Annotated in this window: 20 protein-coding genes and 1 pseudogene; 14 read left to right on the top strand and 7 right to left on the bottom strand. The window is 63.4% G+C overall.

Annotated elements, in window-relative coordinates:
• Positions 1-366: 366 nt before the first annotated feature.
• The 3 genes from ACF3NH_RS20725 to ACF3NH_RS20715 are packed head-to-tail and all read right to left on the bottom strand — an operon-like array spanning position 367 to position 5,308.
• Positions 367-1,479 (bottom strand): ABC transporter permease, encoded by a 1,113-nt coding sequence (locus ACF3NH_RS20725; RefSeq protein WP_422925638.1) that lies wholly within the window; start codon positions 1,477-1,479, stop codon positions 367-369.
• 2 nt (positions 1,480-1,481) lie between these two features.
• Positions 1,482-4,304 (bottom strand): ribosome-associated ATPase/putative transporter RbbA, encoded by a 2,823-nt coding sequence (rbbA, locus tag ACF3NH_RS20720; RefSeq protein ID WP_459077150.1) that lies wholly within the window; start codon positions 4,302-4,304, stop codon positions 1,482-1,484.
• Positions 4,268-5,308: an HlyD family secretion protein gene (locus tag ACF3NH_RS20715; protein ID WP_422925699.1), complete on the bottom strand. Its 1,041-nt coding sequence runs from the start codon at positions 5,306-5,308 to the stop codon at positions 4,268-4,270. Before ACF3NH_RS20715 ends, rbbA begins: the two co-directional genes overlap by 37 nt.
• Before the next feature lie 258 nt (positions 5,309-5,566).
• Between ACF3NH_RS20715 and ACF3NH_RS20710 the strand changes: the two genes are divergently transcribed.
• From ACF3NH_RS20710 to ACF3NH_RS20665, 10 genes are all read left to right on the top strand, one after another.
• Complete coding sequence (locus tag ACF3NH_RS20710; protein ID WP_422925636.1) at positions 5,567-5,914, top strand: TetR/AcrR family transcriptional regulator; 348 nt, start codon at positions 5,567-5,569, stop codon at positions 5,912-5,914.
• Entirely contained in the window at positions 5,911-6,201 is a 291-nt protein-coding gene (locus ACF3NH_RS20705; RefSeq protein WP_422925634.1) for a TetR/AcrR family transcriptional regulator, read from the top strand. The genes ACF3NH_RS20710 and ACF3NH_RS20705 overlap by 4 nt, the downstream gene beginning before the upstream one ends.
• Positions 6,202-6,207: 6 nt before the next feature.
• Positions 6,208-7,992 (top strand): PHA/PHB synthase family protein, encoded by a 1,785-nt coding sequence (locus tag ACF3NH_RS20700; RefSeq protein ID WP_422925632.1) that lies wholly within the window; start codon positions 6,208-6,210, stop codon positions 7,990-7,992.
• A gap of 8 nt (positions 7,993-8,000) precedes the next feature.
• Entirely contained in the window at positions 8,001-8,780 is a 780-nt protein-coding gene (gene fabI / locus ACF3NH_RS20695) for an enoyl-ACP reductase FabI (protein ID WP_422925630.1), read from the top strand.
• Between the two features lie 6 nt (positions 8,781-8,786).
• Positions 8,787-9,389: an HdeD family acid-resistance protein gene (locus ACF3NH_RS20690; RefSeq protein WP_422925628.1), complete on the top strand. Its 603-nt coding sequence runs from the start codon at positions 8,787-8,789 to the stop codon at positions 9,387-9,389.
• Between the two features lie 103 nt (positions 9,390-9,492).
• Positions 9,493-10,545: an alpha/beta hydrolase gene (locus tag ACF3NH_RS20685; RefSeq protein WP_422925626.1), complete on the top strand. Its 1,053-nt coding sequence runs from the start codon at positions 9,493-9,495 to the stop codon at positions 10,543-10,545.
• A 437-nt stretch (positions 10,546-10,982) separates the two neighbouring features.
• Positions 10,983-12,488, top strand: coding sequence for a DASS family sodium-coupled anion symporter (locus ACF3NH_RS20680; RefSeq protein WP_422925624.1), 1,506 nt, complete (start codon positions 10,983-10,985; stop codon positions 12,486-12,488).
• Positions 12,489-12,573: 85 nt separating this feature from the next.
• Positions 12,574-13,248 carry a 2Fe-2S iron-sulfur cluster-binding protein gene (locus tag ACF3NH_RS20675; protein WP_422925622.1) on the top strand — a complete coding sequence of 225 codons (675 nt, stop codon included), beginning with the start codon at positions 12,574-12,576 and terminating at the stop codon, positions 13,246-13,248.
• Complete coding sequence (locus ACF3NH_RS20670) at positions 13,245-14,864, top strand: FAD-binding protein (protein ID WP_187777956.1); 1,620 nt, start codon at positions 13,245-13,247, stop codon at positions 14,862-14,864. The genes ACF3NH_RS20675 and ACF3NH_RS20670 overlap by 4 nt, the downstream gene beginning before the upstream one ends.
• Positions 14,861-16,096: a complex I 51 kDa subunit family protein gene (locus tag ACF3NH_RS20665; RefSeq protein ID WP_422925620.1), complete on the top strand. Its 1,236-nt coding sequence runs from the start codon at positions 14,861-14,863 to the stop codon at positions 16,094-16,096. The genes ACF3NH_RS20670 and ACF3NH_RS20665 overlap by 4 nt, the downstream gene beginning before the upstream one ends.
• Positions 16,097-16,176: 80 nt before the next feature.
• Here the strand turns inward: ACF3NH_RS20665 and ACF3NH_RS20660 are convergent.
• The 4 genes and pseudogenes from ACF3NH_RS20660 to ACF3NH_RS20645 form a co-directional block, all read right to left on the bottom strand.
• Positions 16,177-17,249, bottom strand: a pseudogene (locus tag ACF3NH_RS20660) (IS630 family transposase).
• Between the two features lie 302 nt (positions 17,250-17,551).
• Positions 17,552-19,192: a Na+/H+ antiporter gene (locus tag ACF3NH_RS20655; protein ID WP_422925618.1), complete on the bottom strand. Its 1,641-nt coding sequence runs from the start codon at positions 19,190-19,192 to the stop codon at positions 17,552-17,554.
• Positions 19,193-19,273: 81 nt separating this feature from the next.
• Positions 19,274-19,753 (bottom strand): hypothetical protein, encoded by a 480-nt coding sequence (locus ACF3NH_RS20650; RefSeq protein ID WP_422925616.1) that lies wholly within the window; start codon positions 19,751-19,753, stop codon positions 19,274-19,276.
• A 151-nt stretch (positions 19,754-19,904) separates the two neighbouring features.
• Positions 19,905-20,564, bottom strand: coding sequence for a TetR/AcrR family transcriptional regulator (locus ACF3NH_RS20645; protein WP_422925614.1), 660 nt, complete (start codon positions 20,562-20,564; stop codon positions 19,905-19,907).
• Between the two features lie 140 nt (positions 20,565-20,704).
• On the opposite strand from ACF3NH_RS20645, the gene ACF3NH_RS20640 reads away from it, so the two are divergent.
• The 4 genes from ACF3NH_RS20640 to ACF3NH_RS20625 all read left to right on the top strand — a co-directional run bounded on the left by ACF3NH_RS20640 (position 20,705) and on the right by ACF3NH_RS20625 (position 24,016).
• On the top strand, positions 20,705-21,022 hold the full coding sequence (locus tag ACF3NH_RS20640; protein ID WP_422925612.1) for a phasin family protein: 318 nt from the start codon (positions 20,705-20,707) through the stop codon (positions 21,020-21,022).
• A 303-nt stretch (positions 21,023-21,325) separates the two neighbouring features.
• Positions 21,326-22,501: an acetyl-CoA C-acetyltransferase gene (locus tag ACF3NH_RS20635; RefSeq protein ID WP_422925610.1), complete on the top strand. Its 1,176-nt coding sequence runs from the start codon at positions 21,326-21,328 to the stop codon at positions 22,499-22,501.
• Between the two features lie 89 nt (positions 22,502-22,590).
• A complete protein-coding gene (phbB, locus tag ACF3NH_RS20630) occupies positions 22,591-23,316 on the top strand; it encodes a beta-ketoacyl-ACP reductase (RefSeq protein WP_422925608.1) in 726 nt (241 codons plus the stop codon).
• 331 nt (positions 23,317-23,647) lie between these two features.
• Entirely contained in the window at positions 23,648-24,016 is a 369-nt protein-coding gene (locus ACF3NH_RS20625) for a phasin family protein (RefSeq protein WP_187777964.1), read from the top strand.
• Positions 24,017-24,044: the final 28 nt, after the last annotated feature.

The following is a 24,044-nucleotide window of genomic DNA, read 5'->3' as shown; positions in this document are numbered from 1 at the left end:
GCTGGGCCTCCAATTGTGCCCAAACCTTCCTCATGCATTGGCTACCTCACTACCTCTGTCGTGCCCCCGCCGTCGTCGAATATGGCTCAGCCTGCCGCCTGCAGCAGCCGCGCCTCCCCTCTGGGCCAGCGCCCACCACCAGACAGAAGCATGTTCACCCTTCCCGTTCGGGCCAGCAGGATCGCAGACGCAGTGCATACAGGAACAGCGCGGAGCTGGCCGCAATCATCAAAAGAGCGATGACAAATGCCACGATCCAAAAGCTGATGTCGCCCTCGGCGACGAGCTATCCCGCAATGATCGATGGCACAGAGAGCAATAATCTGGCGATCCAGGGTATGTCGATATCTCCGATGAACTGTGCCGTCAGCGCAAGAACTTCCGAAACCTCTGCAGCGAGAAGGCAAACAGCACCGACCCGATCAACACCATCGTCAAAAGCTGTGGCCAGACCACGGCCAACCCCGCGCCGCGGAACAGCACCGCCTGGGCCAGCATGACGAAATGGGTGTTGGGTGCTGCGAACATGATCATCTGAATGATCTCCGGCATGCTCTCTCGCGGCGTCACGCCGCCCGACAGAACCTGCAAAGGCAGCAGAACCAGCATCAGCAGAAGGCCGAATTGCGGCATCGAGCCCGCGACCGTGGCCAGAAAGATGCCCAGTGAGGTCGTCGCGAAGAGCTGTAGCGCCGCGCCTGCCAGAAACAGCGCGATCGATCCCTGGATGGGGACCGCCAGGAGTCCCTGCACGACAAATATGAGGGAAAATCCCGTGGCAGCCAGCACCACCAGCCCCATCGACCAGATCTTGCTGACCATGATCTCGGTTGCCGTCACAGGCATCACCAGCAGATGCTCGATGGTGCCATGCTCGCGCTCCCGGATAAGCGCGGCGCCGGTGAGAATGATCGAGAGCATGGTTACCGAAGAGATGACGTTGGTGATAGCGCCAAACCAGCCTTTGTTGAGCTCCTGGTTGAACCGCGAGCGAAGGTTCAGGTCGATCGGGACCGTGGCGCCGCCGCGATAGCCATTGAGGAACTCACTGACCTCACTCGAGGTGATGGACTGGACATAGCCGCCTCCAGAGAAAGCCTGGGTCATCCGGGTGGCGTCGACGTTGAGTTGGATGGTCGGTGCGCGGCCAGCCAGAAGATCGCGCTGGAAATTCGGCGGGATATCGAGGGCGAAGGTATCGAGGCCCGCATCCATGCGGCGATCCATCTCCGGCTGGGAGATGATCCTGGGTACGGAGAAATAGGGGGGAGTGAAGGCTGTGATGATGCGGGAGGAGACTGGCGACTGGTCCTCGTCGACGATCGCGATGGCGGCTTGATTGAGGGTCTCCGGCATTGATTTCGAAGCGGTGTAGATCGACAAGGTAAAGGCATAGACGATCAGCACCAGCAGCATGGGATCGCGCACCAGCCCGCGCAGCTCCTTGATGCCCAGCTGGAGGATATTTTTGACCTGCATGGTCAGCGCGCCTGCTTGTTGAGCAGCATCGTCCCCAACAGGAGAAGTACGGGAATAGCGATGAGCAGGGGCAGGAAATCGGCCCAAAGGTCGGCGAAACCCAATGCCTTGGAGAACGTCCCGCGTGAGATCGTCACGAAATAAGTGGTGGGGTAGAGCCGTCCTATCACCGCCCCAGCGCCCTGCAGTGACGAGACAGGGTCCGTCATACCAGAATACTGCACCGCGGGAATAATAGTCATCAGCGCGGTGCCAAAAATCGCGGCGATCTGGCTGTTCATGAAGGTCGAGATTACCAGCCCCATTGCGGTCGTGATGATCACATAGAGCAGGGCCGCAGCGGTAAAGGTGAGTAGGCTCCCAGTGAAAGGAACACGAAAGATGAAGATGGCCACGGCCGTCAGCATGACGAAGTTCGACATTGCCAGGGCGATATAGGGAAGCTGCTTGCCCAGCAGGAATTCGAGGCGCGTGACCGGGGTCACGTAGAAGTTGATGATCGAACCGAGTTCCTTCTCTCGCACAACGCTGAGCACTGCCAGCATCGCCGGAATCATCATGAGAAGAAGCGGAATGACCGCCGGCACCATCGCCACCAAGCTCTGGATATCCGGGTTGTAGCGGTACCGGATAGCGAGCTGGAAACTCCCGACCGTAGCAGCATCGCCATGGAGCTGCCGGGCCTTCTGCGTCAGCCAGCTCTGATGCATGCCCTGCACGTAGCCGCTGACGGTCTCGGCTCTGGATGGCATGGCGCCATCGATCCAGGCGCCAATCTCGACAGCCCGACCGCGCGCCACATCACGACCGAAGCCGGAGGGGATCTCGATGGCCAAGCTCAACTCGCCGTTGCGCATGCGTCGATCGAGATCGGCATAGTCGGCGATGGGGGCCTTTTCAGTAAAATAGCGGGAGCCGGCGATCTGCAGGGTGTAATCGCGACTGACGGTCGTATCGTCCCGGTCGAGTACGGCGAATGACAGGTTCTCGACATCCATGTTGATGCCGTATCCTACCACGAACATCAGGATCACGGTGCCCAGAATGGCCAGCGTGGCCCGGATAGGATCGCGCCGAAGTTCGAGAGATTCACGCTGCGTATAGGCGAACATGCGGCGGACATCGAAGATCCGCTTCCGATATGTCTGCCTGGCTGACACTGCCGGCTTTTGATCACCGGTCTGAGCGGGAGAGGCTTGCGATTCGGATCCTGCTGTGCCCTTCGCTGCGCGAATGGCATCCTCAAGATGGGCGATGAAGGCCTCTTCAAGGGTCGCGGCACGACGTTTCTCGACAATGGCGGATGGCTTATCGCTGACCAGGACCTTGCCGGCATGCATCAGCGAGATGCGGTCGCAAAGCTCCGCCTCGTTCATGAAATGCGTCGAGACGAAGATCGTCACCTTGTCCTTGCGGGACAGGTCGGAAAGGATCTGCCAGAAACTGTCGCGGGCGATCGGATCGACGCCGGAGGTCGGCTCGTCCAGGATGAGGATGTCCGGCGAGTGGATCATGGCTACGGCCAGCGACAAGCGTTGACGGATGCCCAGCGGCAGAGAGTCCGGTAGTGCCTCCATGATCCCGGCAAGATCGAAGCGCGAGACCATCTCATCGATACGCGCCGGAATGACCGCAGGCTCCAATCCGAAAAGACGGGCGTGCAGATCAAGATTCTGCCGTACGGTCAGCTCGGTGTAGAGCGAGAAGGCCTGCGACATGTAGCCGATGCGGCGACGCACTGCCATGTCCCTGGCATTGACCTCCTTGCCAAAGAGGTGCGCCTTCCCCTCAGTGGCGGAGAGAAGACCGGTCAGCATTTTCATGGTCGTGGATTTGCCGCAGCCATTCGAGCCGAGAAATCCGAAGATCTCGCCCTTGCCGATGCGGAAGCTCACATCGTTGACGGCCGTGAAGTCGCCGAAGCGCATGGTGAGATGCTCGGCCTCGATCGCGATCTCGCCTTCCGCCTCGGCCTGCGGTGGAATCACCACCTCCTGGTGACCGCTGCGCCGTTCTTCCGGCAGCAAAGCGATGAAGGCCGCATCCAATGTCGTGGCACCGGTCTTCTGGCGTAGATCATCCGGGGTTCCCGTCGCCAGCACCTTGCCCGCATCCATGGCCACCAGCCAATCGAAGCGATCGGCCTCCTCCATATAGGCCGTTGCGACGATGATGCTCATGCCTGGGCGGTCCTTGCGGATCTCGTCGATGAGTGCCCAGAACTGGCGACGCGACAGCGGATCGACACCGGTCGTGGGTTCGTCGAGAATCAACAGATCAGGGTCATGGATCAGCGCGCAGCACAGCCCGAGCTTCTGCTTCATACCGCCGGAGAGCTTGCCGGCCGGACGGCTCGCGAAGGGTGACAGCCCGGTGCTGCGCAGCAATTCGGCGATGCGGCGCTCGCGCTCCTGCTTGTCATGACCGAAGAGGCGCCCGAAAAAGTCGACATTCTCGAAGACAGACAGCGTCGGGTAAAGATTCTTTCCCAGGCCCTGCGGCATATAAGCGATCCGGGCGTAGATGCTGCCGCGATGGCTTGTATTGGCGATATCACCGCCGAGAACCTCCACTGTCCCATCCTGGACCGCGTGGGCTCCCGACACCAGCGACAGAAGGCTGGACTTGCCGACGCCGTCCGGCCCGATCAGCCCAACCATGACACCCGATGGCAGGTCGAGATTGATCGCCTCCAGGGCTATTGTCTTGCCGTAACGCAGCGTCACGGCCGTGATCCGGACGACGGGCGGGTGCTCGGCTGCCCGCGGCGCGATGGGGGCCATTCTGGTCATTGTGCCAGCTGACCGGTCAGGTGTGGCGGCCATGCCGCCTGCGGATCCAGCCGGACATAGGCCATGCCCGGCAGGCCGGTCTTTACTTGCCGGATGTAGCGCTGCAGAAGTTCAGGCGAGATCTGAGCGCGGATCCGGAACATCAGCTTCTGGCGCTCTTCTGCGGTTTCCACCGTCTTGGGGGTGAACTGCGCCACGTCGGCCACGAAGCTCGCCGTTGCGGGGATGACGTATTGCGGGGCGGCATCGAGGATGATGCGGATCTCAGTGCCCATGGCGACGCGCCCGGCCTGCTCCGTCGGCAGGAAGAACGTCATATAGACATCCCCGAGGTCGACAAGATTGAGCACCCGTCCCCCGGCCGAGAGAACCTCGCCGGGCTCTGCCACACGATACTGCACGCGCCCGGCGCGTGGCGCGACCAGCGTGCTGTCGTCGATGTCAGCCATGATGCTTTCGATGGCCGCTTTCGCGGCATCCACCGACGCTTCCGCATCGACGACTTGCGCCTTGGCCGCATTGATGGCGGCCTCGGAGGCGGCCAGTTGCGCCTGTGCGGCGCCCACCGCGGCACGCGCACCCTGCATGGTCGCGCGGTTGTCGTCGAGCGTCTGGACAGAGACGGTATTGCTGGCCGCGAGTTGCTCCGATCGCGCCAGGCGCCTGGTCGCGGCATCGAGTTCAGCCTGCCGTTGGGCGACGACGGCGACTGCCGCGGTGCGCTCGGCCTCGCGTTGGGTCACCAGGCTTTGCGCCGTACCGATGCCGATGGTCGCCCGCTGCAACTGCGCCTCGGCCTGGCGCCTCTGCGCCTCCAACTGCATGGTGTCCATCCGCGCGAGCACCTGGCCCGGTTCCACGAAGTCCCCTTCCCGGACCAGAATTTCCCTGATACGGCCTGCCGCTTTTGTCGAAACGTCGATCTCAACCGCTTCGATGCGGCCGTTTCCACCGGCAATCCCCTCCGGAAGATCGCTGCCGCCCAGCTTCTTCCAGGCAAAATAGCCTCCGCCGGCGACCAGCACGGCGAGTGCCACCAGCAGCAAGCGCTTACGAGTTGCTGTCATTGCCATTTAAGCTTGGCCCCATCATTACCTCGTCCGGCATAAGATCATGCCCGACATGCCTCAGTGCTCCGGCGCCAGGTCCAGAGGACTGGGATCCTATCCTGGCTGCAGGTTCGCTCTCCCTTGCCCACCCGGGGTCGACCGGACCCGCGCTGCAATGTTCTCTTTTAGTTTTCCTCTGCAGTCAACTACTGTTGACCCTCGGTGACAAGGGGGTAATGTGGGCGCATGGCAAAGGAAATCCCCTCGGTTTCGAGATTCGGCGACGCGTCTGCAGCGCAGAAGGCCACGACGCGGGATCGCATCCTGAGCGCTGCAATCGTCCAGTTCTCGCGCCGGTCCTATGAGGAGGTCGGACTGAGGGATATCGCCGCCGTCGCCGGGGTCGACGTCGCTTACGTCCATCGGAGCTTCGGATCCAAGGAGCAGCTCTTTGCCGAGGCGGTTCGACGAGCGACCGCTGTCGATCGTGTGGTGTCGACGGCCGGAAGCGACCTCCCGAGATCACTGGCTCGCCAGATCCTTCTGCCCGCCGGAGGATGCACGACTGCTGAGATCGGCAGCTGGAGATCGTGATCCGCTCGCTCTCCGGTGTCACAGCAGGACCATTGCTGAGAGATTTCATTCTGAACGGTTTGATCGAACCCCTGAGTGACCGGATCAGGGATCCAGAAGCGCGGCGGGCCTCACTGGTCGTGGCCCTGTTGGCAGGGGTGAGTATTCTGAGGAATGTTCTCCAGGTTCAGCCTTTGAGTGGCGCGGATAAGGGCGTGTTTGAGGCCCTGATCACCGACACCATTGACCATATCGTCAGGGCCGATCCCGACGAGCTTCGGGCGAACAGAATCACAAAAGGGGCTTAGTGGCTGATGAACATCATGCAGGTCATCCCCCATCCCGCCCCGCTTGCTCAGGATCATGAGGCGCCGGAGGGTGAAGCCTTCAAAGTCATTGATCGGATGCGCGAGGCTTTGGGCGCGCAGCTGACAGGCGGGCTCTCACCGGCGGCTCTGGCGCTGGCTCTCTTCGACTGGTCGCTGCATCTGGCCATGGCGCCCGGCAAGCAGATGGAACTCGCCGAGAAGGCGTCACGAAAGCTGGGCAGGCTGATGACCTACGCGGCCACCGCCGGCCTCGATCCCGAAGCGCCAGTTTGTATCTCGCCACAGCCGGGCGACGACCGTTTTCGCGCCCAAGGCTGGCGGCAGGCGCCTTTCAACATCTCGACGCAGGCTTTCCTGCTCAATCAGCAATGGTGGCACGATGCCACCCATGGCGTAGCCGGCGTCACCCCACATCACCGCGACGTGGTCTCCTTTGCCGCCCGCCAATGGCTGGACATCTTTTCACCGTCGAACAATCCGCTGCTGAATCCCGAGGTCCTGACCAAAACCATGGAAGCAGGTGGCGGCAATCTACTGCAGGGCTTCCAGAACTGGGCCGAGGATGTAAGCCGCCTCGCTGCCGGCCAGCCGGCGCTCGGTACCGACGCCTTCCTGCCGGGACGCAACGTCGCGGTTACACCGGGCAAGGTGATCTATCGCAATCATCTCATCGAGCTGATCCAGTATGCGTCGACGACGGAGGTGGTGCTAGCCGAACCCGTGCTGATCGTTCCGGCGTGGATTATGAAATACTATATCCTTGATCTGTCATCACAGAACTCCCTGATCCGCTATTTGGTCGATCAAGGTCACACGGTGTTCTGCATTTCTTGGCGCAATCCCGATGCCAAGGATCAAGACCTGACCCTAGATGACTACCGGCGCCTGGGGATCATGGCGGCGCTCGACGCTGTGGCGGCCATTCTGCCGTGCCGCAAAGTGCATGCCACCGGCTATTGCCTGGGCGGGACCCTGCTCGCCATCGCAGCGGCGGCCATGACACGCGCCGGTGACGACCGGCTGGCGTCCATGACGCTGCTCGCGGCCCAGACCGACTTCACCGAGCCAGGAGAGCTGGCGCTCTTCATCGACCACAGCCAGTTGCATCTCCTGGAGAGCATGATGTGGAAGCGCGGCTACCTCTCCTCCGACCAGATGGCCGGCGCCTTCCAGCTGCTGCGCAGCAATGACCTCATCTGGTCGCGCGTCGTGCACGACTATCTGATGGGCCAGCGCACCCCCATGATCGACCTGATGGCCTGGAACGCGGATTCCACCCGCATGCCCTACAGGATGCATGCGGAGTATCTGCAGCGCCTCTACCTGGACAATGAGCTCGCCGCAGGCAGCTTCATGGTGGAAGGGAGGCCAGCGACGCTGCAGAACATCCGCGTCCCGATGTTCGTCGTCGGCACGGAGCGCGATCATGTCGCCCCATGGCGCTCGGTCTTCAAGATCCATCTCCTGAGCGACACGGAGATTACCTTCGTGCTCACCAGCGGCGGCCACAATGCCGGCATCGTCAGCGAGCCAGGCCATCCCCGCCGCCGCTTCCGCATGGCCACGAAGCAGGCGGCCGATCCTTGCGTCGGTCCCGATGAATGGATGGACATGGCCCGCCTCAGTGAAGGCTCGTGGTGGGCTGAATGGGCCTCCTGGCTCGCTGCCCGCTCCGCGCCGGATCGCCTACCGCCTCCCGCCATGGGCGCAGCCGGGAAGGGTTATCCTCCTCTCGAAGACGCCCCGGGCAGCTACGTGCTCCAACGATGAGGCCCGGCATGAGCATGACCTCTATTGTTGATCTGAGTGGCAAGCGCGGCCTGGTGGTTGGCATCGCCAATAAGCACAGCATCGCGGCCGGGTGCGCCGCGGCCTTTCGGCAGGCCGGGGCCGAGCTTGCAGTCACCTACCTGAACGAGAAGGCGAAGCCCTTCGTGCAGCCTGTCGCAGAGGCCTTGGGGGCCTCCCTCCTGCTGCCCTGCGATGTCCGCGTGCCCGGCCAGCTCGAAAGCGTCTTCGATGCTGTGCAGCGGGAATGGCCGAGGCTGGACTTCCTGCTGCATTCCATCGCCTTCGCGCCCCGCGAGGATCTGCAGACCGGTGTGGTCCATTGTTCCGCTGAGGGCTTTGCCCTGGCCATGGACGTGTCCTGCCATTCCTTCATCCGCATGGCGCGGCTCGCCGCGCCGCTGATGAGCGAGGGCGGCTCCCTGATGACGGTGAGCTTTTACGGCGCAGACCGCGTCGTCGAAAACTACAACCTCATGGGGCCGGTCAAGGCAGCGCTGGAGGCAAGCGTCCGCTACATCGCCGCGGACCTCGCCAGCCAGGGCATTCACGCGCATGCCATCTCTGCCGGCGCGGTCAAAACGCGGGCGGCTTCAGGCATCGATCGCTTCGACGCCCTTTTGGACAAAGTCCGTGACCGCACTCCTGCCGGTCAGCTTGTCAGCATCGATGAAATCGGCCGGATCGCGGCCTTCCTGGCGAGTAGCGCCGGCGCGCCGCTCTCCGGCTCCGTCATCTTCGCCGACAATGGTTTCCACACCACGGCCTGACCAAAGATGCTCATCACCGATCGACAATGGAAGGACACCGGCATGGCCCGGGATATCGACTTGAACAGCCTCGAAGGCGCCATGGGGCGGATCCAGTCGAACTGGATTTGGTTTCTGGCCTTCGGTCTCGGGCTGGTACTGCTCGGCCTGGTGGCCTTTGCCAATCTCTTTGTGACGACCCTGGCCACGATCTTCGTGCTCGGCATGCTCATGCTGGCGGCGGGAATTGCGCATATCGTACTGGCAATTCGTAGCAGGAACTCCAGCCGCTTCTGGGTCTGGCTGGTCTCCGGGCTGCTCTATGCCGCCGCCGGTCTCCTGGTCATCGTGAACCCGCTCCTGGCCTCCACGGTCATTACCCTGTTCGTCGCCCTCGCCCTTCTCGTGGCGGGCGTGGGCCGCCTCTGGGCTGGCCTTGGCAGCAGCGCCGACCGTGAGAAGATCTGGTTCATTGTCAGCGGCGTCCTGACGATGCTGACGGGCGTGCTCATTGCGACCGGCTGGCCCGTGAACAGCCTTTGGGTCGTCGGCTTGTTCCTGGCCGTCGATCTTCTCATCCAAGGCTTCGCCTATGCCAGTTTTGGCCTCGCTCTCAGGACGGCAAAGTAAGGCCTCTATGGACGATCACCTCCGCGGCACGACGGGCACATGGGGAAGGCTCCCGGCCGTTCTCCTGCTCCTTCTTCTGATAGGCTGCGCAGCCCGGCCAGGAATGGAGGTCCTGGCCCCCTCTGCAACTACGCCGACCTCAGTAGACGCCATTACGGTCTATGTCGCCACCACCCGGGAGCGACAGGCTCCCGATCAGAACAGCTTCACCAATCGTCGGGCGCGCGAGCTGAACTTCGCCGATTACACTGTCTCGGTTCCGCCGACGCACAAGCCCGGACGCATCGAGTGGCCGCGCACGCCCGCCGATCCGGCGACGAGTTTCACGCCGATCCGCGACACTGTGCTGACGCGCCCCTCCTTTGAGGCCGCGCTCGCGGGTCGCCGATGCGGCGAGACCGGGGCGAGCACCGCCGTCTTTGTTCATGGCTACAATACTAACTTTCCTGAGGCCTTGTTCCGGGTTGTGCAGATGACCGCGGATACGGATCCCAGGACGATCTCCGTTCTCTTTGCCTGGCCATCAGACGCATCGACCCTTGGCTATGTCGCGGACCGCGATTCAGCGATGTATTCCCGTGACTATCTTGCTGATTTCCTGTTCAGGCTGACCCAGCTCTGCGGCGGCGGCCAGATTACCCTGGTCGGTCACAGCATGGGGGGTTGGCTGACAGTTGAGGCACTCCGCCAGTTGCGCCTGACGGGCCGTGACGACGTCCTTAAGCGATTGCAGGTCGCGCTGGCCTCGCCCGATATCGATATTGAAGTGTTCCGCACCCAGATGAGCATTATCGGGCCCCTCTCCCCGCCGATGACCGTGCTGGTGTCCCGTGACGACCGGGCCCTGTCCGTCTCCAGCCGCCTTGCTGGCGCGCGCCAAAGGCTGGGTCGGCTCAACGTCGACGAACCCGAGGTGCAGGAGGCGGCCCGCACCGCTAACCTCAACATTATCGATATTTCTGGCCTGGAAGCGTCGGACAGCTTCAACCACGACCGGTATGTCAGCTTTGCCGGGGCTTACGCCAAGATGGCGGCGACCGGAACTGTCTCACCCGGAACCGGGCTGCGGCAGGCCGGGGCGTTCGTGTTTAGGGCTGTCGGAACAGCCCTTTCCAGCCCCTTCGTGCTGGCCGGCCAGGCACTGTCGCCTGAATGATCGCCAGCGGCGACAGATCCACTTGGTAGCGTGGGCTTCAATCGGAGCCACGCCATCTTCGGAGAAGGTTCGTGAGATTGCCACTTCCTTATCGCACCTTGCGAAGCAGTTGGAGGTGTGGACTGCTCCTGCTGTGCTTGGTGAAGTCGGCCAGCGGCGTCGTCGCGCTGAGGACCCACGTGAGGCTGCAGCCGCCGAACGATTGTCCTGAAGAGGTTATACTGCGCCTCGTGCTTGAGCGGCTGCCCCGCCTCGCTTGCTGAGCAGCAGGATGGGGCCTGATTGAGATGCCCGGGCCATCGTGGCGCTGGTCCCTACTGTGGAACCCTTAAAGGTGGACCTGCTTCATGCAGCGGCCCTACTCCCGAGGTAGGAAGCCGTCGAGAGACTGTAACCGGGGCCTCTTCCGGCCGTCTGTAAATTGATAGGGAACCGCGATGTACGAGCGTATAAGGGCGATACTGCATTATTTCGACCAGGTCGTACCGTTCCGGCTTAAACCGGCTATTATCACGACGCTCGTCCTCGTCGCGCTGCTGTTGCTACCGGTGCCAGACGGCCTGACACCCAAGGCCTGGGGCCTGGTAGCCATCTTCCTCACCACGATCGTCGCCATCATCCTCAAGGTGATGCCAATCGGCGTCATGGCGATGATGGCGATCGTGATCGTCTCACTGTCGCAGGTGACCTCCACTTCCTCGAAGGGGGCAGTGGCCGATGCACTGGCCAGCTTCTCCAGCCCGCTGATCTGGCTGATCGTGGTGGCCATCCTGATCTCGCGCGGCCTCAAGAAGACCGGGCTCGGCAACCGGATCGGCCTCATCTTCATCTCGCTGCTCGGCCGCCGCACGATCGGGATCGGCTATGGTCTCGCGGTCTGCGAACTGGTGCTCGCGCCGTTCACTCCCAGCAACACGGCGCGCGGTGGTGGCATCGTGCATCCGATCATGAAGTCGATCGCTACCGCCTTCGATTCGGATCCTGCCAAGGGGACAGAGCGCAAGATCGGAAGCTACCTCGCGCTGGTGAACATGCATGCCAATACGATCACATCTGGCATGTTCGTGACTGCCACCGCGCCCAACCCACTGGTGGTAGATTATGTGGCGAGGGTGACCAACGGGAGTTTCCACCTGTCCTGGACGACCTGGGCTCTGTGCATGGTCCTCCCTGGTCTTGTTTGCCTTCTGCTCATGCCGTTGGCGATCGCCGTCTTGTCGCCGCCCGAGGTGAGGGCTACCCCGCATGCGGTGCAGTATGCGCGCGACGAACTGCGGCAGATGGGACCGCTGAGCGGCAAGGAGAAGGTAATGATCGGCACCTTTGCGCTGCTGCTGATGCTGTGGGCCAATATCCCGGCGATGCTGTTCGGACCCGCCTTTATTTTAGACCCGACCGCCGTGGCCTTCGTCGGCCTCTTCGCGCTCATTATCACCGGCACCATCAACTGGGACGACGTGCTTTCGGAGAAGAGCGCCTGGGATACGCTGGTCTGGTTCGGTGCGCTGGTGATGATGGCGGAGCAATTAAATAAGATCGGCGTGATCGCCTGGTTTTCCGATGCCCTCAAGAGCGGCATTCTTGCCGCGGGGATGGGCTGGCAGGCGGCGGCCGCGCTGCTCGTCGCCCTGTTCGTGTTTTCACACTACCTCTTCGCTAGCACCACAGCGCATATCAGTGCGATGATGCTCGCCTTCCTCACGGTGGGCGTGCAACTGGTGCCGCCAGAATACCATGTGCCCTTTCTTCTGATGATGGTGGCCGGTTCGACCATCATGATGACCCTGACCCATTATGCCACCGGCACTTCGCCTATCATCTTTGGCAGCGGCTATGTGACGCTCGGCAATTGGTGGCGGGTCGGTTTCGTGATGTGCGTCGGTGAGTTGCTGATTTTCGCAGTGCTGGGCAGCTTGTGGTGGAAGCTGCTGGGCTTCTGGTAAGCCGATCCGGCATCGGCGATCAAGCGGCCCGCACAGTCGAAGCCTAGCCGGGCCGGCAACAAGGTGATTTTGGAGGGGGGCCGCTGTGAAAGAGAATGGCACCGGCAGCGCGGCGGAGGTGAGCTTCATCTTCGATGGTCATGCTATCGCAGCCACGGCCGGGCTTTCCCTGCTGCAGGCTTGGAGCGCTGCCGGCTTGCCCTTGACCGAGAATGTAGGCTGCATGGGCCAGGGCGTCTGCGGCGCCTGCCGCGTGTTGGTGCGCCGTACCGGCGAGAGGCTGGCCGGCACGGCACTGGCCTGCGAGACGCAGGTGGAGGAGGGGATGCAGGTCGCCTTCGTCGACCACTTCCCGGCCGACCGCCCCCATGCTTACGACCTGCGCACGCTGACCGATAGCTGGACCGCACTGGACCAGATCGACGCCGTCTTCCCAGAGGCCAAGCACTGCCGCCACTGCGGCGGCTGCGATCGCGCCTGCCCCAAGGGCATCGAGGTGCAACGCATGGTCAACCTGGCCGCCGGGGGCCACGCCTTCGCAGCGGCCGAACTGTTCGATCACTGCGTACTCTGCAACCTCTGCGTCGCCGCCTGCCCGGAGCACATCGATCCGGCGCATCTCGGCCAGTTCGTGCGCCGCATGAACGCCGCGCTGACCTTGCGCCCCGTCGACCTGATTATGCGCCTGCGCGAGATCGAGGAAGGGCGTCAGCCGGTCGATCCCGACGCCCCCGGCGCCAACCCACCGGTGCGGCTATGACTGCCGGCATTCCCTACCCCGAGGCGCTGGCCGCCTGGCGCGCCCGGATGCCCGCCCTGCCGCAGGCGCTGGACCTGCCAGTGCCCGATTTGCTGCGCGGATTCCACCCGGACCAGCAGCCCGATGCCACGGTGCCGCTGCGCGTGGGCGCCAGCGCCGGGCAGCCCTGCCGGGCCGAGTTGGCCGCGCTGTTGCACGCGGATGCACTGGTCGAAGATGTTGACATCGCCGGCGCGCCGACCCTGGACACCGATGTGCTGGTGATTGGCGGCGGCGGCGCCGGCTGCGTAGCGGCGCTGACGGCGGCGCGCGCCGGGGCGCGGGTGGCATTGGCCACCAAGCTGCGGCTGGGCGACAGTAACACGGTGATGGCGGAGGGCGGGATCCAGGCCGCGGTGGGCCCGGACGACAGCCTGCAGCGGCATTTCGAGGACACTCTGCGCGCCGGCCAGTTCGCGGCCGACAAGGCGCTGGTGGCGGCGCTGATCTCGGACGGGCCGGCGGTGATCCGCTGGCTGATCCAGGAAGGCATGGGCTTCGATCTGGCCGAGGGCAGCGACCGCATGGGCGGTACGCTGCTACGCAAGAAGCCCGGCGGCGCCACAGCGGCGCGGCTGCTGTCCTACCGCGACTTCACGGGCCTCGAGATGATGCGGGCGCTGCGCGAGGCAACGCTGCTGGCCCCCGGCATCACGCTGCTAGACCGCCATCCGGCGCTGGAGCTGCTGACCGACGATCGCGGCCGCTGCGCCGGCGCCGCGCTGCACGATTTGGCGCGGGGCCGCACAGTGCTGGCGCGCGCCGGCGCCACGGTGTTGGCCACGGGCGGTGCCGGCCGGCTGCACATCGCCGGCTTCCCGACATCCAACCATTATGGCGCCACGGCGGACGGGCTGGTGCTAGCCTACCGGCTCGGCGCCACGCTGCGCGAGATAGACAGCTTCCAGTATCACCCGACCGGCATCGCCTGGCCGCCCTATCTGGAGGGGCAACTGGTCAGCGAATCTGCCCGCTCCTCTGGCGCCGCGCTTGTGAATGGCCTGGGCGCGCGCTTCGTGGACGAGCTGAACACGCGCGACGTGGTGGCCGCCGCCATCCTGCGCGAGATCGTCGAGGGGCGCGGCATCGTGCGCGACGGCTATGCCGGGGTGTTTCTCGATACGCCCGGGCTGGAGCAAACGAAGCCCGGCATCCTGGGCAAAAGCCTGGTCACGCTGACCCATCTCGCGCGCCGCGCCGGGCTCGACGCGGCGGCCGAACCCTTCCTGATCCGCCCGACCCTGCACTACCAGAATGGCGGCGTGCTGATTGACCCGGAGGGGCGCAGCGGCATCCCCGGCCTGCTCTGCGCCGGGGAGGTGACGGGCGGGCTGCATGGTCGCAATCGCATGATGGGTAATGCGCTACTGGAGCTGGTGGCGTTTGGCCGCCGCGCCGGCCGTAACGCCGCCGCCGATGCGCGGGGGGAGCGGCCGCGCAATGTCGGCCTGACTCACCTGGCTGCTTGGCGCCGCTCCCTGATCGCGCAGGACCTGCCGCTGTCGCGCAAGGCGCCGCTGTTATTCCCCCCCTATGGCAATTTTAACGCGGTCACGGACCGGGGGAGAGCTGCATGAAAGTGCTGACCGAAGACCGCAACTGCGTGGGCGCCGACCTGGCCGCCTGGACGGCGGTGGGCGGCGGCGGCGGCCTGGAGCGCGCCCTGGCCGATCCCCCCAGCATCATACCGGCTATCGAGGCATCGGGCCTGCGCGGTCTGGGCGGCGCCGGGTTCCCGACGCACCGAAAATGGACGGCCGTGGCGGCGCAGCCGCCCGGCCTCGGCAAATGGGTAGTGTGCAACGGCAATGAGGATGAGCCAGGCACTTTCAAGGATCGCTTCCTGCTCTCCCGCACACCGCACCAGGTGATCGAGGGCGCTCTGGTGGCGGCCCTGGCGGTAGGCGCCGCCAATATTGTCCTCTACGTCAACCCGCGCGAGGGCGCCACAGTGGCGGTGCTGCGGAAGGCGGTAGCGCAGTGGGAGGCCCACCCGCTGCTCGCACGGCTGGGGGCCACCATCGGGGAGGCGCTCCACCTTGTCGTCGTCACCGGGTCGGGCCTGTATATCGGCGGAGAGGAAACAGCTGCCATCGCCAGCATCATGGGCGGCTTCCCCTTCCCCTCGCTCAAGCCGCCATTTCCGGCGGAGCAGGGAGTGCATGGCGCACCGACCCTGCTGAACAATGTCGAGACCTTGACGTATGCTGGGCAGATCCTGCGCCATGGGCCGGCATGGTACCGCGCGCTCGGCCTGGGGGGCGCGCCGGGCGCCAAGCTGTTCTCGCTGTCGGGCGACGTGCTGCGTCCTGGGCTGCACGAACTGCCCATGGGCACCTCTCTCCGCACCCTGGTCTTCGAGCATGGCGGCGGCATGCTGGGGGACAAGGCCTTCAAGGCGGTGTTCACCGGCGGCCCCTCCAATACGCTGTTGACGGCTGCGGACCTTGACGTGCCAATGGATTTCGACAGCCTGCGGGCACGCGGCTCCCGCCTCGGCACCGGCGCGATGATCGTGGTGGGGGAAGGCACCAGCATCCTGCGCAAGACGGCGGAATATGTCGCTTTCTTCGCCAATAATTCCTGCGGCCAATGCCCACCCTGCAAGATCGGCACGCATCAGGTGTCGCGCATCCTGGAGCGGATCGAGGCCGGCGCCGGCCGGCCTGGAGACCTCAAGGCGCTGGAAAATCTGACCCAATTGTTGCCTGGTAGCGGACGCTGCGGGCTTGTGGATGGAGCGGCCACGGTACTGGCATCCTCACTGAAGACCTTCCGTGCCGAATATGAACGGGCATTGGTCGGCTGAGCCCAGCCGGTCAGCAAGCCCGCTATCATCAAGACCACGAGGTCGCGGGGCGCGGAGAAAGGTGACTGATACGCCCGGTTTCATCGAGTGACCTGTGCCCAAGCGCGAGTTCCGATGCTTGTGATGCGTTGAGGCTGTTGTGTAAGCCAGTTCCAGGCATCGGAGCAGGCCTCGACGATGGCGTCGTAGCTGTCGAAGACACGATTGCTGAGCTTGTTGCTGCGCAGATAGGCCCAGACGGTCTCGACGGGGTTGAGTTCCGGACTGTAGGGCGGCAGGTGCAGGAGGATGATGTTGTCCGGCACGCGCAGCCTGCCGCCCGGGCGATGCCATCCCGCACCATCGATGGTCAGCACGGCATGCGCCCCGGGGGCGACATTGGCGCTGATCTCGGCCAGATGCAGGTTCATCATGGCGGTATTGGCCAAGGGCAGTACCAGGCCCGCGCCGATGCCGCGGGCCGGACAGATGGCGCCGAACAGATAGGCCCAGGAATAGCGCTGGTCTCGCGGGGCCACGGGCCTGGAACCGCGTGGGGCCCAGAGCCGGGTCAGCGTGCCTTGCTGGCCGATGCGGGCCTCGTCCTGCCACCAGAGTTCCAGCGGCTTGCCGCGGGCCCGCTCTGGCAGCCGGGCCTCTATGAGGGCGGGGAACGCCTGCTGAAAGACGCCTGCGCCGCGGCGTCACGGCCAGGATGGCGGGGGCGCGCGACCAGGCGGCGAAAGCCCAGCCGATGCAGCAGGGTGCTGATGGTCCGCTCGGCCAGCACCACGCCGAAGCGGGCCTGGATCTCGTGTGCCAGATCCGCCCTGCGCCAGCGCACCACGCCGTGCTGCGCCAGATCCGGCCCCCGGGCGCACCCATTCGGCAACCGCGCTTTCCTGCTCGGGCGACAGCCGCCGCCTGGGGCCGACATCGCCTGGCCGATCCGATAGCCCGGCGAGGCCTTCGTCATTGTAGCGGTGCACCCAGTCCCGCAGCGTCTGCCGCTCCATCCCCGCAGCTCTGCCGCCTCCGTGCGCGAGGCACCCTCCAGCACCAACGCAAGCGCCAGTATCCGCCGCGAGGCCGCAGCATCCTTCGTGCGCCGGGCTGCCTGGCGCAGCCCGGTCGCATCCAGCTCCATACGGGTTATCTCGATCGCTATCGCCATGCCGGACACTCCGTCTGTCAGATGCAGAGCCCAGCGAATCACCTCCAGCCCGAGCCCGATAGCCCTCACGAGTCAACCAAATCAGCTGGCCGTATGAGTACGACGCTTCGAATAGCTCATAGTGATCAAGATATTATTCGATCACGGAGCATTTACTATAAACGCAATATTTTGCGACCATCTATGAACACCCAATCCTTCCTCGGTATCCTCCGCCTTGAAGCCGCCGCCGAATGGACCAGTCCTGACAGAGCCTCAACTTGCGTGGCTACCCCCTATACTATCTCCTGTGATGCGATCCGCTAACGCATTCCGACGCGGGCCTCGACAAGATCAATCTCACGGACAAGCCTACGGACAAGATCATCGTGGATCTGGCGGGAACGACCGAGACGATAGAGTTCCTCACGCTCGGCCCGCATGGCCTCCAACCGAAGCCGGTGATCGATCTCCTCCAGCCTTCTGACCTGGGCCGCGGCTTCACCGGTCATGGCGCGGCCGTCAATGCGTTGCCGGTAAAGCTCCATCAGCCGGGCGGCGGCGTCTGTGATGAGATCCGCATCGCTACGGCCCTGTGACAAGTCATGCTGCATCCCTTCGATGGCCTTGATCGCAGCATGGGCCGCGGCGATGCGGGCACTATCTTCCTCTTGCTGATGGGAAGGCTCAGGCGGCAATTCGAGGCCTGTGAGAAGAATAGGCAGGCCGATGCTGGCGGTGGCCAGCGAGACGATGATCACCCCGGCGGCCAGAAAGATCGCCAGGTCGCGCGCCGGGAAGGGAGAGCCATCGTTCATGAGAAGAGGAAGCGTCAATACACCTGCCAAGGTAATGGCGCCTCGGACGCCTGCCAGTGAGGTGGCGACGACCAGGCGCCAGCTGGGCTTCGGCACTTGTGTCCCTTTCCTGGACGCACGAAACAACGTGAAGCGCAGCGACAGCCAGACCCAAAGGAAACGCAGCGCCGCCAGAGCCGCGTTGATCGCAATGACATAGACAATCAGCCAGACAGGATCGTGGTGGCCGGTCGTACGCACGACTTCCGCCGCGCCGACCACAATGCTTGGTAGCTGCTCGCCGAGCAGGACAAAGATGATGCCATTCAGGGTGAACTGCACCGTGTCCCAGACTGCGCTGCGGCGCACGCGTGTGACAGCGAGTGCCTGACCGCTCTGTTCCGCATAACTCATGGTGATACCCGCTGCCACGGCGGCAAGAATGCCGGAGCAGTGGAGGTGCTCGGCCAGGAGGTAAGCGCCGAAGGGGATCAGCAGACTGATAAGGATCTGGGAACCGGTCTCCTCGCCTAGACGGCGGGAGACAAAGTCCTTCGCCTTCATCACGACCCAGGTCACGGCGGCGCCGAGAGCGATGCCGCCGAGAGCGACCCACAGGAAGGTGCCGAAGGCCTCTGTCATCGAGAAGATGCCCGTGAGCGCAGCCGCTACGGCAAACTGCATGCAGACCAGCCCCGAGGCATCGTTGAGCAACGATTCCCCCTCGAGGATATGCATCAGCCGCTTCGGGATCGGCACGCGGGCAGCGATGGCGGATACCGCGATCGGATCCGTTGGCGAGACGATGGCCGCCAGTGCGAAGGCCACCGCCAGCGGCATCGACGGGATCATCCAGTTGATGAACAGGCCGAGGCCGACGACCGTGAAGACAACCAGGCCGAGGGCCAGCTCGAGGATCGTTGCCTTGTCGCGGAACAGCCCTTCCTTGGGAATGCGCCAGCCATCGAGAAAGAGGAGCGGCGGCAGGAACAGCAGGAAGAAAATGTGGGGTTCCAGCTGCACACCGAGATCGGCGACGGATGCGATAACGGCGCCCAGCGCAATTTGGACCAGTGGCAAAGGAAGGGCTATGGGCGACAGCCTCGCGAGAGTTCCGCTCAAGACGACGGCGACCAGAAGAATCAACGAGACGCTGATACTTTCCATGCTGACGTTTTCTCCATGGATTGAGGTCCCAGCATTTTGAAGTCCGACCAAAGCAGGACGGCATGACGAAGGGCTGCAATATCAAGGCCCCGGTAGGTGGGGCTGGGTAAGGGCGCGCAGTACGTCGGGCTGGAGCACACCAGGCTGCACCACCACCTGAGACGAGGGCGGCAGTGGGGGCGGCGGCACGACTGCTGGCTCGGGAGAGCGCAGACAGCCCCGCACGATGGGCGCACAAACGCCATCCCGCCCAGCCAGATCATCATTATCACCCGTATAGTTCAGGCCAATGACCCGGCCTTGGGCGATGCGGAAGATGGCGTGACAATAGGAACCGCTGCCGGCGACCTTGAACCCACCAACCAGGGGAAGCGTCATGTCGAAGCCGCCGACATTGGCGTTGGCCTGCTCGTAGGACAGTAATTCCGATCCGTCCTCGAGCTTCAGGGTCCGCTTGGGGATGCCGGCACAGGCCTGCAGGTCCACCGCTTTCATGCCGACCAAACTTTGCCGCGCCTCGCGCGCGACCTGAGCGCCTTGAGAGGAACAGCCGGCCAGCATCAGGGCCAGGAGCAGGACATGGCAACAGTAGGCATCGATCCCCCCTGGGTGTGGTGCTGCAAGGCGGGTGTGGCTACAGGCGCGGGCGATGCCCGAGAAGTTTACCAATCCTGGTGCGCGTCGATCCCGACGAGCAAGATTGCTCCGTCCGTCAAGATGACCGCCCACGACTGGATCCCCGCACCTTACTGGAGGACCCAGGCTTACTGGCCTTCGGAGAGGGCGGCGGAGGAACGGCAGGTGAGTTGCCTATACTCACATCAATGATGTTCGCGATCAGCATCTCGAGATCATCATCGACCTCACCTTGGAGGGGCTCGGTCCGCAGCACATGGCGGAAAATGCTGATGCCGACAAGGCAGGCTGCCAGCAGCGCAGCACGCTGGGGTGCCAGGTCATCAAGCTTCGGAACGAGCGGCGTGATGACATCTCTGACAAGGGCTTCGCGGAGAAGTGGTATCGCCTCGGGACTGAGCAGATTTCGAACGAAAATATCCAGGGGATCGATGACCCGGAGGGCCTGGTCCAGGCTGGGCTCCATAATTCTGGCGGTTAGACGCGCTGTCAGCTCATTGCGTTCGCCCGCGAACAGGCGTTGCGGCTGGACAGCGATATTCACCACCTCTGCGAAGAGCTTCTCCTTCGAGCCAAAGCTGCGGTGGACCAGTGCGACATCGACGCCAACATCGGCCGCTATGTCACGGAGCTTGGTCTCCTCATAAGTGTGCTGAGCGAAGCGGAGCATCGCAGCTTCCAGGATGCGGCGGCGTGTATCCTGCCCGCGGTTCTCGATATCCAGTTTCAGGGGCATTTCACCCCTCGGACCCATTGCTCATGCTTAACCTTCAGTATAGCGTTGCTTAGTGTCAACCGTGGTTGATATAGATCAGGGCCAGCTTGGCTGGCGAGCTGATAATGCTCATGCCTGACCATGCAAGGGATTATTTTGTCATGTCGACGGATCCACGCGAAGCCCGGCTGCTACTTGCACCGCCGGAAGCGACGGCGTTCCCGGCCTGCCCGGATTGGGCGAAGCCGCTGACCGATGCGTCCAGCAGGTTTTCGGGCGAGTTCCTGAAATTCCTCGCGTCGGGCTTGCGAACCCAGGCTGAGTTTCTGGATGGACTCGCGAACTGCAAGGATCTCGCGGATGTCTTCCAGCTTCAGAGCACTTTCATGCAAAACTCGTGGGAGCTTTGCCTCACCGGAGCGGCACACTTGTCGAAGATCACGCCGGACAACTCGGTCTTTGCCCGGAGCCCCTTGTAGCGCCATCGCCCAGGCAGAGGCGGCGCGAGTCAGGAGAAGCGACATCCTGCGCCGGACGGGCGGCCTCTTAGGCTGACCGGGACGCACAGCGGCACTGTTCCGTTTCGGCCAAGCTCTGGTATCGCGATTTCGGCTGTCGTGGCGGCCATCCGGCCGGAAGACGACGCCGAATCATCTGAATGTCCGCGAAACAACGGTTGTTGACATAGATCAAGGCGGCGGACCAAAAAGGCATTAACTCTTAGAAATGTGGTCCGGAGTTCTGCGGATCTCCTTGGTCAGCGATGGGGGCTGGGCGAACTGATGAAGAATGACATCGTGATTGTCGCCGCCACCCGCACGGCGGTTGGCTCCTTCAACGGCGCCTTTGGCGCGACCCCAGCCCATCAGCTGGGTGCAGCCGTGATCAAGGCTGCCCTCCAGCAGGCGAAGGTCGAGCCGCGGGAGGTCGATGAAGTCATCCTGGGGCAGGTGCTGACGGCGGCTCAGGGCCAGAACCCGGCGCGTCAGGCGGCGATCGGCGCTGGCCTGCCACAGGAGACCACCGCCTGGGGCCTGAATCAGGTCTGCGGCTCGGGCCTGCGCGCCGTCGCCGTGGCGGCGCAGCAGATCGCCAGCGAAGACGCCGCTGTCATGGTGGCCGGCGGTCAGGAATCCATGTCCCTGTCCCCTCACGCGGCCCATCTCCGGGCCGGCGCTAAAATGGGTGACGTCCCCTTCGTCGATACCATGATCAAGGACGGTCTCTGGGAAGCGTTCCTTGGCTATCACATGGGAACCACCGCCGAGAACGTCGCCCGGAAGTATCAGATCTCCCGCGAAGACCAGGATGCCTTCGCCGTTGCCTCGCAGAACAAGGCGGAGGCGGCGCAGCGGGAGGGACGGTTCAAAGGGGAGATTATCCCCTTCACGGTATCGACACGGAAGGGTGATACCATTGTCGATCGTGACGAATACATCCGTGCTGGTACGACGCTGGACGCCGTAACCAAGCTTCGCCCGGCCTTCGCCAAGGACGGTAGCGTCACCGCCGGCAATGCCTCGGGCATCAATGACGGCGCCGCGGCCCTGGTGCTCATGAGCGCCGCGGAAGCCAACAGGCGGGGCTTGACCCCCCTCGCCCGCATCGCCTCCTGGGCGACCGCCGGTGTTAATCCCGCCCTGATGGGCACAGGGCCCATTCCCGCGTCACGCCGGGCGTTGCAGAAAGCTGGCTGGAGCATCGGCGATCTCGATCTGATCGAGGCCAACGAGGCCTTTGCGGCGCAGGCCTGCGCGGTGAGCAAGGAACTCGGCTGGGATCCGGCCAAGGTCAATGTCAACGGCGGCGCCATCGCAATCGGTCATCCGATCGGTGCCTCCGGGGCGCGCATCCTGGTAACCCTGCTTCACGAGCTGATCCGACGCGATGGCAAGAAAGGCCTGGCGACGCTGTGCATCGGCGGAGGGATGGGCATCGCGCTTACCGTAGAGCGTTGAGAGCGCCGGGTCGTTGCGGGCGTCGCAGAGTTCCCCAATACAGTGAAGACGCCTGAGCCTTTTCAAGCCTGACGGGAGAAGAGAAGATCATGTCGAAAGTGGCGGTCGTCACGGGGGGAACACGCGGTATCGGTGCCGCGATCTCGAAGGCCCTTCATGCAGACGACTATCGGGTGGCGGCTGTCTATGCTGGCAATGATGATGCGGCGTCGGCTTTCCAGCAAGCGACCGGAATTGCCGTTTACAAGTGGGATGTCTCGAATTTTGAGGCCTGCGCCGCTGGCCTGATTCGTGTAACCGAGGAGCTCGGCCCTGTCGACATCCTGGTGAACAATGCGGGCATCACGCGTGACAGCATGCTGCACAGGATGACGCTCGAACAGTGGCAGGCCGTCATCAATACCAACCTGAACTCGCTTTTTAACATGACCCGGCCAGTGCTCGAGGGAATGCGGAGCCGCGGCTTCGGTCGCATCATCAATATCTCCTCGATCAACGGGCAGAAGGGTCAGATCGGGCAGGCCAACTACTCCGCCGCCAAAGCCGGGGACATCGGATTCACCAAGGCATTGGCACAGGAGAGTGCCAAGAAAGGCATCACGGTCAATGCCATCTGTCCCGGCTACACAGCCACAGACATGGTGCGGGCTATGCCAAAGGATGTTCTCGAGAAGTCGATCCTCTCGCAGATCCCCGTGGGTCGCCTTGGCGAGCCGGAGGAAATCGCTCGTTGCGTGCAATTCCTGGCTTCCGAGCAGGCAGGCTTCATCACCGGCTCAACGCTCACGGTCAATGGAGGGCAGTATCTCAGTTGACCAGCCATCCGTGGCTCGCCATCGGGCGGTAGGGAGAACAGAAAGCATGGCATTGCAGCTTAATGGCGAGAGAAGAGTAGCAGTCCATCACCACAACGAATCGCGTGATGTTGCTGTTCACAGCAGCATTTTTCCTGATTCTAATGTTAGACTTACTGCTCAAACTCGAAAGGCTTTACAAACCGGTTAGGCGGACTAAGAGATCGTGAGTGTCAGGCCGCACGCTCCTCATGGTGCCCGCGAACTGCGAGCCACCTCTTCAACCAGAGCTGCCGCTGACCCGCTGGCCTTCCATTTCCCCCAAATCACTCCATCATCGAAGGATCACTCCATGTCTGCTTCCTTTCCGCCCAAAATTGACGGCATGCCAAACCTGTCCTGGGATGCCATTGCGCCGCGCCTGCAGCCGCTATGGCATGCCACCCAACAGTCGCAGTCCATCGTCGCTGACGCCGCCAAGCGCGAGATAGAGATCCTCGCCGAAGTGCAGGGCCGGTTCGGCACGGCCGTGCAGAAGCTGGCCAGCGCCAGGGAGCCCGGTCAGTTCCTTGCGGCTCAAACGGAGGTCATGGGCGCCTTTCTCCAGGGCGCGACGCTGAATGCCCGCAATCTCCTCCAACTCTCTGAGAAGCTGCAGGAAGCGAATGCGTCTTTGCTGGCAGAAGTGGCCAACAAGGCATCGACAACGACCGGCAAGTAAGTTCCCGGCATAGGGCGCGACCTCCGGT

The sequence above is a fragment of the Pseudoroseomonas sp. WGS1072 genome (assembly GCF_049340465.1).
Lineage (GTDB): Bacteria > Pseudomonadota > Alphaproteobacteria > Acetobacterales > Acetobacteraceae > Pseudoroseomonas.
The sequence above is the reverse complement of the archived record's forward strand: the minus strand, read 5'-3'. Positions and strand labels throughout refer to the sequence as shown.

Bases quoted from the DNA above. Each gene is read 5' to 3' on its own strand.
- ACF3NH_RS20685 (WP_422925626.1), top strand. From the start codon at position 9,493: ATGGAGGTCCTGGCCCCCTCTGCAACTACGCCGACCTCAGTAGACGCC.
- ACF3NH_RS20650 (WP_422925616.1), bottom strand. From the start codon at position 19,753: ATGCTGGCCGGCTGTTCCTCTCAAGGCGCTCAGGTCGCGCGCGAGGCG.
- ACF3NH_RS20655 (WP_422925618.1), bottom strand. From the start codon at position 19,192: ATGGAAAGTATCAGCGTCTCGTTGATTCTTCTGGTCGCCGTCGTCTTG.
- fabI (WP_422925630.1), top strand. From the start codon at position 8,001: ATGAGCATGACCTCTATTGTTGATCTGAGTGGCAAGCGCGGCCTGGTG.
- ACF3NH_RS20670 (WP_187777956.1), top strand. From the start codon at position 13,245: ATGACTGCCGGCATTCCCTACCCCGAGGCGCTGGCCGCCTGGCGCGCC.
- ACF3NH_RS20635 (WP_422925610.1), top strand. From the start codon at position 21,326: ATGAAGAATGACATCGTGATTGTCGCCGCCACCCGCACGGCGGTTGGC.
- ACF3NH_RS20625 (WP_187777964.1), top strand. From the start codon at position 23,648: ATGTCTGCTTCCTTTCCGCCCAAAATTGACGGCATGCCAAACCTGTCC.
- ACF3NH_RS20690 (WP_422925628.1), top strand. From the start codon at position 8,787: ATGCTCATCACCGATCGACAATGGAAGGACACCGGCATGGCCCGGGAT.
- ACF3NH_RS20680 (WP_422925624.1), top strand. From the start codon at position 10,983: ATGTACGAGCGTATAAGGGCGATACTGCATTATTTCGACCAGGTCGTA.
- ACF3NH_RS20645 (WP_422925614.1), bottom strand. From the start codon at position 20,564: ATGCCCCTGAAACTGGATATCGAGAACCGCGGGCAGGATACACGCCGC.
- ACF3NH_RS20700 (WP_422925632.1), top strand. From the start codon at position 6,208: ATGAACATCATGCAGGTCATCCCCCATCCCGCCCCGCTTGCTCAGGAT.
- ACF3NH_RS20665 (WP_422925620.1), top strand. From the start codon at position 14,861: ATGAAAGTGCTGACCGAAGACCGCAACTGCGTGGGCGCCGACCTGGCC.
- phbB (WP_422925608.1), top strand. From the start codon at position 22,591: ATGTCGAAAGTGGCGGTCGTCACGGGGGGAACACGCGGTATCGGTGCC.
- ACF3NH_RS20640 (WP_422925612.1), top strand. From the start codon at position 20,705: ATGTCGACGGATCCACGCGAAGCCCGGCTGCTACTTGCACCGCCGGAA.
- ACF3NH_RS20725 (WP_422925638.1), bottom strand. From the start codon at position 1,479: ATGCAGGTCAAAAATATCCTCCAGCTGGGCATCAAGGAGCTGCGCGGG.
- ACF3NH_RS20710 (WP_422925636.1), top strand. From the start codon at position 5,567: ATGGCAAAGGAAATCCCCTCGGTTTCGAGATTCGGCGACGCGTCTGCA.
- rbbA (WP_459077150.1), bottom strand. From the start codon at position 4,304: ATGGCCGCCACACCTGACCGGTCAGCTGGCACAATGACCAGAATGGCC.